Annotated in this window: 13 protein-coding genes and 2 pseudogenes; 9 read left to right on the top strand and 6 right to left on the bottom strand. The window is 67.5% G+C overall.

The window, feature by feature from the left end; all coding sequences use genetic code 11:
- Positions 1-377: 377 nt before the first annotated feature.
- Positions 378-623 (top strand): annotated as a pseudogene (locus ACWIHY_RS38935) (IS5/IS1182 family transposase); the annotation flags it as partial.
- 10 nt (positions 624-633) lie between these two features.
- Here ACWIHY_RS38935 and ACWIHY_RS38940 read toward each other — a convergent pair.
- Both ACWIHY_RS38940 and ACWIHY_RS38945 read right to left on the bottom strand, forming a co-directional pair.
- The gene (locus ACWIHY_RS38940; RefSeq protein WP_454381396.1) at positions 634-1233 is read right to left on the bottom strand and encodes an amidohydrolase family protein; all 600 of its coding nucleotides are present in this window, start codon (positions 1231-1233) and stop codon (positions 634-636) included.
- A gap of 4 nt (positions 1234-1237) precedes the next feature.
- Positions 1238-1447 (bottom strand): hypothetical protein, encoded by a 210-nt coding sequence (locus ACWIHY_RS38945; protein WP_454381397.1) that lies wholly within the window; start codon positions 1445-1447, stop codon positions 1238-1240.
- A 393-nt stretch (positions 1448-1840) separates the two neighbouring features.
- On the opposite strand from ACWIHY_RS38945, the gene ACWIHY_RS38950 reads away from it, so the two are divergent.
- From ACWIHY_RS38950 to ACWIHY_RS38960, 3 genes are all read left to right on the top strand, one after another.
- Positions 1841-2218, top strand: a complete 378-nt coding sequence (locus tag ACWIHY_RS38950; protein WP_454381398.1) for a hypothetical protein — start codon at positions 1841-1843, stop codon at positions 2216-2218.
- Positions 2219-2279: 61 nt separating this feature from the next.
- Positions 2280-3734, top strand: a complete 1455-nt coding sequence (locus ACWIHY_RS38955) for a PP2C family protein-serine/threonine phosphatase (RefSeq protein WP_454381399.1) — start codon at positions 2280-2282, stop codon at positions 3732-3734.
- The gene (locus ACWIHY_RS38960; RefSeq protein ID WP_454381400.1) at positions 3731-4105 is read left to right on the top strand and encodes an STAS domain-containing protein; all 375 of its coding nucleotides are present in this window, start codon (positions 3731-3733) and stop codon (positions 4103-4105) included. The genes ACWIHY_RS38955 and ACWIHY_RS38960 overlap by 4 nt, the downstream gene beginning before the upstream one ends.
- A gap of 580 nt (positions 4106-4685) precedes the next feature.
- Here ACWIHY_RS38960 and ACWIHY_RS38965 read toward each other — a convergent pair.
- The gene (locus ACWIHY_RS38965; RefSeq protein WP_454381401.1) at positions 4686-5579 is read right to left on the bottom strand and encodes an RNA polymerase sigma factor SigF; all 894 of its coding nucleotides are present in this window, start codon (positions 5577-5579) and stop codon (positions 4686-4688) included.
- A 716-nt stretch (positions 5580-6295) separates the two neighbouring features.
- On the opposite strand from ACWIHY_RS38965, the gene ACWIHY_RS38970 reads away from it, so the two are divergent.
- From ACWIHY_RS38970 to ACWIHY_RS38980, 3 genes are all read left to right on the top strand, one after another.
- A complete protein-coding gene (locus ACWIHY_RS38970) occupies positions 6296-6679 on the top strand; it encodes a hypothetical protein (RefSeq protein WP_454381402.1) in 384 nt (127 codons plus the stop codon).
- A gap of 206 nt (positions 6680-6885) precedes the next feature.
- Complete coding sequence (locus ACWIHY_RS38975; RefSeq protein ID WP_454381403.1) at positions 6886-7662, top strand: histone protein; 777 nt, start codon at positions 6886-6888, stop codon at positions 7660-7662.
- 1032 nt (positions 7663-8694) lie between these two features.
- Positions 8695-9141 carry a hypothetical protein gene (locus ACWIHY_RS38980; protein ID WP_454381404.1) on the top strand — a complete coding sequence of 149 codons (447 nt, stop codon included), beginning with the start codon at positions 8695-8697 and terminating at the stop codon, positions 9139-9141.
- A gap of 44 nt (positions 9142-9185) precedes the next feature.
- Here the strand turns inward: ACWIHY_RS38980 and ACWIHY_RS38985 are convergent.
- The 3 genes and pseudogenes from ACWIHY_RS38985 to ACWIHY_RS38995 form a co-directional block, all read right to left on the bottom strand.
- Positions 9186-10063: pseudogene (locus tag ACWIHY_RS38985) on the bottom strand (IS5 family transposase).
- A 6-nt stretch (positions 10064-10069) separates the two neighbouring features.
- Positions 10070-10453 (bottom strand): hypothetical protein, encoded by a 384-nt coding sequence (locus ACWIHY_RS38990; protein WP_454381405.1) that lies wholly within the window; start codon positions 10451-10453, stop codon positions 10070-10072.
- 194 nt (positions 10454-10647) lie between these two features.
- A complete protein-coding gene (locus ACWIHY_RS38995; protein WP_454381406.1) occupies positions 10648-11142 on the bottom strand; it encodes a helix-turn-helix domain-containing protein in 495 nt (164 codons plus the stop codon).
- Positions 11143-11806: 664 nt separating this feature from the next.
- Between ACWIHY_RS38995 and ACWIHY_RS39000 the strand changes: the two genes are divergently transcribed.
- Both ACWIHY_RS39000 and ltrA read left to right on the top strand, forming a co-directional pair.
- The gene (locus tag ACWIHY_RS39000) at positions 11807-11986 is read left to right on the top strand and encodes a hypothetical protein (RefSeq protein ID WP_454381407.1); all 180 of its coding nucleotides are present in this window, start codon (positions 11807-11809) and stop codon (positions 11984-11986) included.
- 653 nt (positions 11987-12639) lie between these two features.
- Entirely contained in the window at positions 12640-13824 is a 1185-nt protein-coding gene (gene ltrA, locus ACWIHY_RS39005) for a group II intron reverse transcriptase/maturase (RefSeq protein ID WP_454381408.1), read from the top strand.
- Positions 13825-13875: the final 51 nt, after the last annotated feature.

Genomic DNA, 13875 nt, shown 5'->3' on the forward strand with positions numbered 1-13875 from the left:
GAGGTCGACGGCGAGACCCTGCCGTCCTGATCCTCAAGCGGCGTCCATCGGCGGCCGCTGGCGCCATCCCACTCCGAGTGTCGATGACCGGCACCGGCGGCCACGCGCCTCGGTGCAGCCAGGCGACTCGGGGCCATCGCGGCTCTGATGGTCGGGCTGATCGGCACGACCCTCGGTGGGCCGGCTCTGACCCGCTACGCAGCACTGGCTGACCGCAGCGGAATAGGAGCGCGGCACGCTTCGGGGCAGCCTGAAGAACAATCAGATGCCGTCGAGTACCGGTGCTGTCAAAACTCGGGAACTTTTCGACTCACTGACGGACGCTGGCTGCCTCCCAAACTGGTGCGTAAGTGCATTCCGTTCTCGCGTACAGAGCCAGACGCGGGATCCGGGCGGTCATCCCGCAGCCCGCTGATCAGATCGGACACCGCCAGCGCCGGGGCCGTGCCGGCGGCCGCCCACCTGGCTTCGATGCTGAGGCATACAAGGAGCGCAATACCGTCGAGCGATGTATCGCCCGGTTCAATCAGTGGCGTGGCCTGGCCATGCAGACCGACAAACTCGCTCTCGCCTATCGGGCCGCACTCCACCTTGCGGCGATCCTCATCTGGGCCCGGCGCTGACCCGGCGCGGTCAGAGGCTGAAGATCCGTCGTGCGTTGCCGGACAGGAACAGCTCGGTGGCTTCCTCGTCCAGGCCCAGTTCACCGATGTGTTCCAGCGCCTGGCCTGGGGTGATCATGGGGTAATTGGTGCCGAACAGCACCTTCCTGCGGCCCCGGCCGTGCAAGTAGCCGATGAGCTCGGGCGGGTAGCGGCGGGCGGTGTAGGCGCTGGTGTCGATGTAGACGCCTGCGTGCTTGTCAGCCACCGCGATCATCTCCGTGGTCCACGGGTAGCCGATGTGTCCGCACACGATGGTCAGCTCTGGGAAGTCGAGCGCGACCTGGTCGATGTAGGGAATGGGACGGCCGGTCTCGGATGGGCGCAGCGGGCCGGTGTGCCCGACCTGGGTGCAGAAGGGGATGCCGAGGTCGACGCAGGCGGCGTGGAGCGGGTAGTACAGCCGGTCGGTGGGTGGCAACTCCCACAGCCAGGGCACGATTCGCAGGGCTACGAAGCCGAGTTCCTCCACGGCTCGGCGCAGCTCCCGCACGGCTTGGACCGGACGGGTGAGGTCCGCACCGGCCACTCCGCGCAGCCGTCCTTCGGACTGTGCGACGAACTCGGCCACTTCGTCATTGCTGATCAGCGGCCCTTGAGGGCCGTACCAGGCCGCCGAAAAGAGCGATCTCGACATCGGCGGATGCCATCGCGGCCATCGTCACCTTGACCGGCAACGGCTCCTCCAGCAGCCCCCGCCCCGTCCACCGGCGCAACGACTCGAACATCTCGTGGTTGGAGTGACGGAGCGTGGGGTGCTGCATCCACGCATCGATGACCGGCATCAGATTTACTGCCTCTCTCCTGGCGCTACGGCCGTGCTGCAGCCAGAGCGGCTAAGCGTTCGCTTACCTGGAGCCTAGTCGGTACGTGTCGTTCACAACCACCCCTCAAGTGGTCCCACCCCATGCGTCAAAGAGACAGGCCCTAGTTGTATCCGGCCATGAGGTTGGCAGTAGGCAGGGCGTGTCTCTCGGGTCGGGAGTGTCTCCGGTTCGAACCCTGGTGGATCAGACGCGTGAGCAACGCTCACCAGCGTGGAACGGTACCGTCATGAGCGATGAAGCAGCGGCCGCACTGCGGCCCATGACGCGGCGGCGCTGCGGCTCATCGAACGTCCCTTCATCCGCGGCTGTGGCCCTTCTATCTCCACCAAGTGGTCCGCTCTGCGATCCGTCATGCCGAAGACCCTCACGGACGACCGCTGGTCCCAGCAGGACTGGCAACGGGCAGCGATGCGCGCCCTGACCGCCCTGGGCCACGAGTTCAGCCACGGGCCCCGGCGCGATCGCACCATGCTGATCGGCTGTCTGCGCCAAGGCCTGCGCCTGCGCCTGGCCAGGGACTTCAGCCTCGAGCTGGACTGGCTCACCCCGAGGCAGCTTTCCAGTACATCGGCAACTCCGTGTGGGAGCCCCTCGCCCCACCCGCCCGCGACCACGAAGCCGCCCACGCTGCACACCCCGGCCGAGGCGCTGGTGGAGACCCTCAGCGCCCTGGCGCGCCGTATGAGCTCTGTCGGCCGGGTTTCTCAAGGAGTTGTGGGGCTGCCGTAGGCTCACCCGTTCAGGGGCTGGCCGCCGGAGGCGGCCTCGTTGCGGAAAGCAGGAGCAAGCGATGACGGCACGTGTTCCTGCCGCGTCACCCGGAGATGAGCCGCGCCTGCAGCGCGTGCCCCCGTTCGATGAGGAGACGGCGCGGATGGAGGCGGTGCGCCGCTACGACATCCTCGACACCCCACCGGACGGCGCCTTCGATCGGGTCGCGGCGATCGCCGCGCGGCTGTTCGACGTCCCCGTGGCCACCGTGACGATCGTGGACAGTGACCGGATCTGGTTCAAGGCCGCCCGCGGCCTGGACGGTGTCACCCAGATCGGTCGGGATCCGGGCCTGTGCGGCTCGGCGATCCTGAGGGACGATGCGCTGGTGATCCCCGACACCCTCACCGATCCGGTCGCCTGCGCCAACCCGCTGGTGGCCGGCGAGATGGGAGTGCGGTTCTACGCCGGGGCGCCGATCGTCACCGCCGACGGCCACCGGCTGGGCACCGTCAATATCCTCGACACCAGGCCCCGGCTGTTCAGCCGGGACGACGCCGCGACCCTGGCCGATCTCGCCTCGATGGTGCTGGACGCGCTGGAGCTGCGCCTGTCGGCTCTGCACCGGCTGCGCGAGGAGCAGGAATGGCGCAAGGAGCAGGAGGAGGCTCGCGAGCGGGCCGAGCGGGACGCGGAGGCGCTCGCCGCGTTCGCCTCCACTCTCCAGCGCACTCTGCTGCCCCCGTCGCTGCCGGCGGTGCCCGGGCTGGAGCTGGCCTGCCACTACCAGACCGACTCGCCGCGCGATGTCGGCGGCGACTTCTACGACGTCTTCCCCCTGGGCGGGGGTAAGTGGGCGTTCTTCCTCGGCGATGTGTGCGGCAAGGGCGCCGAAGCTGCCGCCGTCACTTCGCTGGCTCGCTACACGCTGCGTGAGGCTGCCCAGCACCACAACGACAACGACCCCACCGACGTCCTCGACGCTCTCAACAGCGCCCTGCTTCTGGACGTCTCGATCGGCAGCCGGTACTGCACCTGTGTCTTCGGCACCCTCACCCCCGCGTCGGACGGCGGGTACACCGTGGTGGTGGCCATGGGCGGCCACCCGCCCATCTTCCACCTGCAGCCAGGCAGCGACCACGCCCTACAGGTGCAGGGCGTGCGTCCCCGCGGGGGCATGCTGGTCGGCGCCCTCGAAGGGGCCCAGTTCGCCTCCCATACCCTGCACCTGGCCCCCGGACACGGCCTGCTGCTCTACACCGACGGGCTCACCGAGGCCCGCCTGGCAGATGGCACCATGCTGGGCGAAGAGGGCGTGGCCGCCTTCCTCGCCACCCGCGACAGCGCATCGGCCACCGCGCTGGTGGAAGACACCGTCGCCCTGGTCGCCGACCTGCCGCACGGCGCAGGGGACGACATCGCCCTGCTCGCCCTGTCCGTCCCCCTCAACCCGGCCACCCACCAGCCCGCGGCCGCCGTCACCACCCACACCCACGCCACCGGCACCGGCACCGGCCAGGAGCACCTCTCGTGACTGACGACCTCACCCTCACCGTCCAGCACGCCCAAGGCCCGCTCGCCCTGGTCACCGTCGCCGGAGCAATCGACATCGAGACTGCCCCCGCCCTGCGCGCCGGGGCACTGGAAGTCATCGCCCGGGGCCACCCCCACCTGGTCCTGGACTGCACGCGCGTGACTTTCTGCGACTCCTCCGGCTTCAGCGCCCTCATCGGCATCCTGCGCAGCGCGAAAGTCGACAACGGCTCTCTCACGCTGGCCTCCGTGCCCGACCGGCTCGCCCGGATGCTGGACCTCACCGGCGTCAGCACCCTGATGCCCTCCTACCCCAGTGCCACCGACGCCCTCGATGCGCACACGGCAACCGGGAACACGAGCGCACCGTAGACCCCGGACGCGCCCACCCACAGCGTCAGCCGATGACAGGATCGAGAGGTGGCCCCCCAGACCGCCGTGCCCGACGACCTCCTGGACGCCTTCCCGCTCCATCCGAGCGAGATCCTCATCGGCTATGCCCGCGTCTCCACCGGCAGATCGACGCCCTCACCCTCGCCAGATGCCGGCGCATCTTCGCGGACAAGAAATCCGGCAGAACCGACGCCCGGCCGGAACTGAAGGCATGCCACGCTTCCTGCAGGCCGGCAACATCCTCGGGGTCCCCTCCCTGGACCGCTACGGACGCTTCGCTCCAGGACCTGGTGAACATGGTCCCGTGGACGCGCAAGCGGGATGGCCATGGGCGTGTCGTACGAGGTCACGCAGCCGTAGGGGGGTTCATGCTGGGAAACCAGCGTGATGAAGTGGCCTTTCCGTCCCCCGTCCGCTCATCACGCTGTGTCGGCCATGCAGGCTTCTTGTCTGTCTGGCCATCGGGGGCTGCAGGAGCGATTGGCTGCATCCTCCCGGTCCGGCAGCCCCCATCTTTCGGGCGAGCCTGGTGGCGTACCCGTCGGGGAGCGGGGGTGGGTCAGGCGAGCATGCCGGTGCGCAGCTTGGTGAGTGTGCGGGTCAGGAGGCGGGAGACCTGCATCTGGGAGACGCCAAGGTGGGCGCCGATCTGGGACTGGGTCATCTCCTGGCCGAAGCGCATCTCGATAATGCGGCGCTCGCGGGGTTCGAGGTCTTGCAGGAGCGGTGCCAGGGTGTGCAGGTCTTCCATGGTTTCCATGGCCGGATCCGCCGCGCCGATCATTTCCGCGTAACTGCGGCCGGGATCGGACGTGTCATCGGTGCCCATGGGCATGTCCAGGGAGCCGGCGGTGTAGCCGTTGGAGGCCACGAGTCCCTCGATGATTTTCTCGTCGCTCAGGTCCAGGTGCGCGGCGAGTTCGCTGACGGTCGGCTCGCGGTCCAGACCGAGCGCGAGGTGCTCCTTGGCCTTGGCGATGTCCACGCGCAGTTCCTGCAGACGCCGGGGAACATGGACCGCCCACGTGGTGTCGCGGAAGAAGCGCTTGATCTCACCGACGATGTACGGAATGGCGAAGGTGGCGAACTCGACCTCACGGGAAAGGTCGAAGCGGTCGATCGCCTTGATCAGCCCGATCGTGCCGACCTGGACGATCTCCTCCATCTCGCCGCTGCCCCGGTTACGGAAGCGGCGGGCGGAGAAATTCACCAGCGACAGGTTCATCTCGATCAGGGTGTTCCGCGCGTACTGGTACTCGCGCGTCCCCTCCTCCACAACCTGCAGCCGGTCGAAGAACAGCTTCGACAGAGCCCGGGCGTCCTTGGGGGCGACCTTCCCCGCATCCTCGATCCACGGCAACTCACCCACCAGCGCAGGGGAAGCGGCACCGGACAGTGTCACTCCCTCTGTCCGCACGACATCGGCTATCGGCGCGGTGACCGTTGCTGCCATGTCCTCATCCGTCCCCAGCAAGCGCTCGCGTGTAAGCACTCTCCAAGACCGGCTCCTGCCCCCGCCTTGCGAGACCACGCCTGAACCAACCCAGCAGTCTGGTCAAGGCCCTAGAGGAGTGGTGGATGGCCGTTTCTCAGCGCATTGCGGCGACGGCCCCGGGCGGGGCGGATCAGGCGGGTAAGCAACGTGGCGAAGTCAGTGGCCTAGAGGAGGAAGCCAACAGCTCCATGATGCTCCCCGACCTCGGCCGGGCAGGGACCCGGCGAGGGGTGAGGGCTCTGAGGAGGCAGGGCCCTCGCAACGCGGATCCGTGAGGGGACGGATATGCACACGCTTCTGCGGTGAGCCAGGAATCCGTGGTGACGGTGACGGTAGATCTGGTCCGATACGTCATTGCGCATGCGTTGTCGCATGCCTTCGGTGGGCGGGTCGACGCCGGTCGTCACGAAACGGGTGGACCCGGTGGCGCTGCTCCAGCGTGATCAGGGGGGTCCGCCCAGTGACCGTGGTGCGATCGTCCCGACGCTGGCACCGTCGTCGCCCCAATCCCCCGTACTCATGAGAGAAACGCGGGCAAAGATCTTCGGCCCTGCAGCCACACCTCCACCCGCCTGATTTATCACTCAAATACCCGTATCGAGCGATTCGACTAGGGTTGGCAGGGAGCATTTCTTCTCGCCGAACGATGGCGGAACGCGAGAGGCAGGCAGGTCATGGCGAAGCACGAGAGAGCATCCGAGCCTCCGCCCGGTGAGGGGTCGAGTCGCCACAAGGGCACCCAGCAGCATGGCTGGTCGCCGGATGTGGGCGATACCGGCCAGCAGGACAACGACAGCGCGCGCCGCTCCTTCCATCCGGATGAGTACGCGGCGAAGCGTGGCCCTGGCAGGACGGTGTCCAAAGAGGAAAGCGAGGCGGTCTCCGGCGACACGGTCCGGAGCAGGTCGCGCCGCGGGGAGGAGCGGGGCGGCAAATCCGGTGGGAAGGGTATGCACGACACCGGCCCCAGGGGCCGCTCTCAGCGCCCCAGTGGGAGCAAGGACGCCTCCGCATCCACCGGAATCGATCCGCAGGACCCGCCCTCCGACTCCCGCTGAGGGGTGTACCGCGCCGGCACTTGGGCGCGGGCCGACGCGCTACAGCATCGGCAGCTCATCGGCTGGCCGTCACCGGGGTTAGGGCCCTGATGAACGCCCCCTGATCCCGAAGTCAGGACTCTGGCGCGCGGTCGTGCGGGCAGTCACCCAATGGGATCCTGTGGGCGCCGGGCCAACCGCAGCACTCTTCGCAGAAGGTAAGCGTTATGGATAACAGCACCAAGGCGGCTCTAGTGGCTGGCGTCGCGGCGGGATACGTCATCGGCCGGACCAAGACAGGGAAGCTCGCCCTGGGCCTTGCATCCCTCGCGGCGGGCCGGAGTCTGGATCCCAGGGCCTTGATCGGCGAGGGTGTCAAGAAACTGTCCGAGAACCCCCAGTTCGCTCAGCTCGGTGAGCAGGTTAGCGGTGAGCTGCTCGACTCGGGGCGTTCCGCCTTGTCCGAACTGGCCAACCGAGGTCTCGCATCCCTCACCGGAGCCCTGCAGCAGCGGACGAGTTCTCTAGCGGGCGCAACGGACGGTGAACCGGAAAACGAAGAGGCAAACGAGGACGCCGCCGACGACTCAGAGGACTATCAAGGCGAGGACGCCTACGACGACGAGGAAGAGGGCCAGGAAGAGGAAGACCAAGAGGCACGGGACGAGGAAGAAGAGCCCGAAGAGGACGAGGAAGAAGAGCCCGAAGAGGACGAGGAAGAAGAGCCCGAAGAGGACGAGGAAGAAGAGCCCGGGGAGGACGAGGAAGAAGAGCCGGAACCTGCCAGAACCTCTCGGCACCGACCGGCCACGAAGGAGACAGCCCACAAACCTACCGACAGGAGGCCGGGACCGAAGAACCCACCCGCAAAGAAGGCCATGGACCGCAAGGCTGCGGACAGGAAGGCGGCCGAGAAGAAGGCTCCCTCCAAGAGGGCAAAGGCAAAGCCCACCCGCACAGCGGCCGCAGATGACCGTAGAACCGGCCGGCGCCCGGCCCGCTGAGCCGAATCCCTCGACTCATGCCGATGCCCTGACGAGCCGCCCTTTCGCCGAGGGCCGCAGTCGCGCCATAAGCCTGACCGAACCGCCAGAGTCACCGAGTGGCGCGCTCCTGCAGTTCGTCCACAAGCTGCCTCGCTGCCCGGCGCTGCCCGGCGCGGGCTCGGCGTAGCGCAGCACCTCCTGTGCAGTTCATGACCGCCTCGGAGACGAGCTGGTGGACCGCGCAGCGCAGTGCCATACGTTCGTCGCCAGGCTGATGGGCAAAGGCCACACGCGTCGAACGGAACAACGACCGCCAGGGCGTCATGGTCACTGTCTTCCCGGGTGCCCTGCCTGCGAGCGTGTCGTGTGGGCACCGGTGGCTACCCGGGTCTGGGGTGGGACGGCTTGGGGTGGGGGCCCCGGGCCAGGCGCGGTCCATTGGGGCCCCCGGAGCGAGCAATCTGGCAGGGAATGTGCACGCTTCGACCTGTTCAACAGCGTGGGTGGATCCCGGGCCACGGGCCCGGCCGGGTGAAGTGTGGTGGGCAGTGCCGTATCGGTGAGGGCAGGGTTCTTGGGGGTGGGGCATGCTGACGTGCAGGTGCCCGTGGTGGCGCCGGCAGACGTGGTGCGGGGCCAGGGCCATCCGTCCTCCCTCGTTCCCGCACCACGCTGTACTGGCCAGGCACGGAGAATGCCCGGTTAAGACCATGTTTTGTGGGCACGCGGGTCTGTGAGTGGGCACTCCAGGTGTCCAGGGGTCGGCTGCGGTGTGGTCGGCCCCTGGCCGTGCAACCAGGCACCTTGTTGCGCCGCTGATGCCTCGCTGCGTCGTGATCTGAGGTCGCCGGTGGGCTTATGGACATCGGCTACACCATCTCGGGCCAGGGATGGACCCTGGAACCGCGGACCTGGCCCAGGACCCAGCTACCGACGAGGGCCACCAGTGGTCAGCCAAGACCGGACGGGCGATGGCAGCCAACTTGCACGGCGTCGCCCGCGCGCTGGCCACCGCCCCGATTGGCCCGCCGCCGAAGCAAGCAGGTCGCTATGAACGTCGCACTCGCCCTGGGACTGGGACTGGCCGCCGGCGCGGTCGGCACCGTGGTCCTCACCCTCTCCGAGACGATCGAGCAGCGCCTGACCGGCCGCGAGACCAGCACCGTCCCCGGCCGGGTCGGCGCAGCCCTGACCGGCAAAAAAGGCGACGAGGCCACCGCGGAAAAGCTCAACACCCCGGTGCACTGGGCGCACGGCATCACCCTCGGTGCCGTCCGCGGCGCGCTGGCCCTGACCGGCCTCGGCCCGGTGGCCGCCACCGCCGTGCACTACGCCCTGGTCTGGGGCGGCGACGTCACCCTCTACCGCAGCCTCGGCATCGCCCCCTGGCCCTGGCAATGGAGCCCACAAGAACTGGCCACCGACCTCTTCCACAAGGGCATCTACGCCATCGCCACCGGCATCACCTTCGAACTCCTGCGCAACGCCACCACCTGACCACACGCGACCATGAGCAGCGCGGCTAGGTTCTGTCTCTTTGGTCAGTGTCGGGTCCAGATGAGGATGCTGGCGAGGTGGAGTGCGGCTTGGTAAGCGATGGCGAGTTTGTCGGTTCGTGTGGCCAGGCCGCGCCACTGCTTGAGGCGGTTGATGCAGCGTTCGACGGTGTTCCGTTGCTTGTAGGTCTCGCGGTCGAAGGCGGGTGGGCGGCCACCGTGACGGCCTCGCCGTTGGCGGTGGCCGATCTGGTCGGACGGCTGCCGGATGACAGCGCGGATGCCCCGGCGCCGCAGGTGGGCCCGGATGGCGCGTGAGGAGTAGGCGCGGTCGGCCAGGACGGCCGTGGGCCTGCCCGGACCGGTGCGGGGCACGCGGATACGGTCCATCACGGTCTCGAAGGCCGGTGCGTCACCGGCCTGGCCTGCGGTGACGGTGAAGGCCAGGGGCGGGCCCGGCCGTCGGCCGCCAAGTGGACCTTGGTGCTCAGGCCTCCGCGGGAGCGTCCGAGGGCGTGATCGACTGGCTCCCGGCGTCCCGCTGCCCCCTTTTGAGCGCTCCGGCGGCGTGCTGGTGAGCCCGGACGACGGTGGAGTCGACCGACACGGTCCAGTCGATGTCGTCGGCGGCGTCCGCCGCGGCCAGAACACAGGCCAGGATCCGTTCCCAAGTGCCGTCGACAGCCCATCTGACCAGCCGTTTGTGGGTCGACAGCCCATCTGACCAGCCGTTTGTGGGCGGTCTGGAACGGGCCGAGCTCGCCCGGCAGGTCCCGCCAGGGCGAGTTGGTGCGGTACTTCCAGGCAATGGCTTCCAAAGTGCGACGGTGGTCGGCCCACCGTCGCCCGCGGACCGGATCGGCCGGCATCAGCGGCTCGATCCGGTCCCACATCGCATCAGTGATCACTAATCGGACAGACACATCCGATCAACTGACCAACCCAGCAAGGAGACACGCGCTAGTCGTGGAAGGCCCAGGCGCCGACTGGTACTGACTGCTTCCACCTTGCAGCGGGATCCCTGAGCCGAGGCCCACATTTGGATTGGGAACTGGGCCCGCCGCAGCCTGGCGCAGCCGAGCCGCCACAATCGCACCCACCGAAGTCCGCACCGGCACGGGCAGCGGACGTCCAGCGATCACCTGCCGCAGGTGCTCCCTCCGCCAGCCCGCCTCCACCAGGCCAGTCACCAGCCGTCCCTGATCCCGCAGCACTTCACCGGTCAACAGGAACTCCGGCTGCCAGGTGCCGATCGACACCAGCAGCTTCACCCCCGGCGTCACCTCAATCAGTTCCGCGTCGGGAAGCGGCACGGCGTCAGCCGTAGCCGCTCGAGTGCCACCGGCTGACGCGCTCCCCTGCTCCTGGACCACGATGCCGCCGCCCCCGTCCGTCCCTCCATCCGCTCGAGCCTCACCCAGGTGTCCTTCAGGGAGGTCACTACCGGACGGAAGGACGGGGAGAGTTTCGGTGTGGGGGAGAGTTACAGGAGAGAGTTGGGGGACTGTCAGTCCCCCTCTCCGTCTCTCCTTTCCCCTTCTTGGAGGGGGGACTGTGGGTCCCCCCTCTTCTCGGGTCGCTTCTTCCCGAGGTCGCTGCGCCGCTTCTTCTCCGGAGCTGGGGCGATGCTGGGGCGGGTCTTGGGCGTGAGCGGTGGCAGACCCCGCTGCTCGCGTTCCTCGTTTACCCGAGCAAGTCGTTCCTGGCCGTACCAGGAACAGGGAATCAGCAGGTCATACACCTTGGGCCGGACATGCCTCGGGATGCGCCGGGCAGCCGACTGATCCCCGAGAGCGATCAGCTTGCGCGACTCCATCGCTCGCAGCTTGCGCTGCACAGTCTTCTCGTCGCAGAGCCCGGCACGCGCCATGGTCTTCTTGGAGGGGTAAGCGTTGCAGCCATCGGAATCGGCCTTCTCGCCCATCGCTACGAGGATCAGTCGCTCCGTCGTGTCCGCCGTCGGACTGTCCTTGAGCGCCCACAGCATCGGCTCCATGCTCATGCCCAGACCCCTGCCGGGACGAGAACGGAAGACGGCCCGAGGGACAGGGGGAATCCCGCAGGACGGATGGCCTTGTGGACGTGGCTTACTTGAATGCTGGGGCTGCGGTGGCGGTCGGTGACGACCGAGTATTCGAACGTCTGCATCTGTCCGTGGTCGTGCACGGCACACCTCCTAGTGGATGTTGTGCCGTGAACACTCCTCACTGCGGCTTGCCCAACGGCTTGCCCAGCACACGGAAAGAGCACGTAGGAGGCTTGCCCATCTCGATGAAGGGCGGGCAAGCCTGCTGCGGGGCTGCATCGGATCAAGGCGCCGGCCTCGTGGAGTGGGCAGGAGGCGTCGCCGTCGCGGTCGGGCTCGATCTGCCCGGCTCACGCAGGATCGCGGCGAGCTCCGCCGGTAGTCGGACTGCACGAAATGATCACCGACGTTGGACCCTGCGCGGCCAAGCCCGAGGACGGCGGCGAAGATGTCGGGACGGTGCATGCTGGGGTTCTCCTGATCTCGTGGGTGAAGGGGAGCGGGGCACCGGCCTCTTGCCGACGCTTCGGTGCCCCGGGATCTCGCCCCGGCCGGTATGGCCGGGGCGAGGTGCGTTCAGGCGGCCAGCTGGTGCAGGGCCGGGATGAGGGGCGCGGTGTAGTCGCGCGGGTCGGCCGGAATGCCGCTCGCCAGCCAGCCGACAGCAGCCCCGGGCTGGAACGTGGCGGAGTCCGGTGCCGTACACGTCGGGCCGGCGCAGCTGGCGCCGGTGTACCGGGCGCTGCGCAAGGCGTTCGAGGACAGCAAGAAAGAACCGGGGGCGGCGGACTTCTACTACGGCGAGATGGGTGCGGCCTGAAAGCCGCTCCGGTCCAGTGAAGACATTCCAGAGGAAGGAGGTCTTCCCCGCCAAGTGACCAAAGTGGCGGGCCCCCGGCGAGGCGTGCAGGACCGGTAACGGACCTGTGCGAAGCCCTCGTAACCGAAGCTCCAAGGCCACGCAGGCTGCTGCGAGGCACAGGGCCAAGGGGGAGAGCTGAAGGGTGAACGCAAGTGAACCTCTGATGAGGTCCCGTAACCGTAGATGCCGGAGCAGTGCAGAACGCCGGCACAGGGCTACTGCTGCGAAGCAAACACGGCACGTCGGTCCCATTTACGTCGTGCGTGGTCACCGTGGCCCCGGGATATAGGAGGCACCCGACCCAGCTCGCATCTGGACGGAGCGGAACAGGACAACCCCGTAGAGGTCCGGTCGCATGACCGGTAGGCCGACGGCGACGGAGGCTCAACTCCTCTGCGGGCGAAGGAAGGCCCGAGAAGCAAAGGCCGCTAGGGCGAAAGCCCAGGGGAAAGGGCGGACGACGGCACCTCAGCCGCCGCCTATAACCCGGCGGATACCAGCCAGTTGGCTGGGCGCGAAAGCGAGCTGACGCGGGCCTGGTGGACCTTTGAAGATGCCAACGCAATGAGACCGAAAGTCAGGAGACCGGAGTGGACGCGGAGGTGGTTGACGTGACCGTCGTGACGGAATCTGAGGCAGCCGACGTGACGATGGCCCTGAGCGACGCCGAGCAATGGCGCAGTACCGACTGGGCCAAAGCGGAGGCGGACGTCCGGCGACTGAGGCAGCGGATCTTCAAGGCGGCACGTGAAGAAGACCCGAAGAGGGTCAGAAATCTGCAGAAGTTGATGCTGAGGTCACGAAGCAACACGATCGTTTCGATTCGCCGAGTGACACAGCTCAGCGCAGGGCGCCGCACTCCCGGAGTCGACGGGGCGGTCGTGGTCGACGAGCGGCAACGAGGACAACTCCTGCGGGAGTTGACCGAGGAGCCGCGGTTCAGGCCACTACCGGTGCGGCGGGTGCACATCCCCAAGGCGAACGGCAAGAAGCGACCATTGGGCATCCCCACGATTCGGGACCGAGTGGAGCAGGCCAGGGTAAAGAACGCCCTGGAGCCGGAATGGGAGGCACGCTTTGAAGGGCGAAGCTACGGTTTCCGGCCCGGACGAGGGTGCCATGACGCGATCGGCGCGATCTTCCAGACACTCGCCCGCAAGGGCGCCAGGAAGGTCTGGATCCTGGATGCTGACTTGTCCAGCGCGTTCGACCGCATCGACCATGACCGCTTGCTGGATGCCATCGGCGACTTCCCGGCCTCCCGGGAGATCAGAGGATGGCTGAAGGCCGGGGTAATGGAGAACGGCAGGTTCGCCCCCACCGAGGAGGGAACGCCACAAGGCGGGGTCATCAGCCCCCTGCTGCTCAATATCGCACTCCATGGCATGGAAATCGCTGCCGGATACGACCCGAGCCTCACGCAATTGCAGAGGTCTCGGAGGAACATCCCGACGCTGGTCCGCTACGCCGATGACTTCGTCGTCATGTGCGCGACGGAGGCGGAAGCGTGGCAGATCAAGGAGAAGCTCACCGACTGGTTAGAGCCGAGAGGGCTGGCCTTCAACGACGAGAAGACCCACGTGGTCCACGCGTCGGAAGGTTTCGACTTCCTCGGATTCAACGTCAGGAGGTACGAGGAGAAGCTCCTGATCAAGCCCAGCAAGGCAGCGGTCCAGAAGGTCAAGAGGGAGATCACTGGCCGATGCGAGCGTATGGCAGCGGCCAGAACAACGGATCTGATCCGCAATGTGATGAGGCTGATCCTTTGGAGTGGACACCCTGACAATGGATCTTGATGGTCCAGGGAGGGATGTCCAGGTGGGACGCAAGTCTCCGTATCCGGAGGA

The sequence above is a fragment of the Streptomyces sp. NPDC055287 genome, assembly GCF_053646035.1.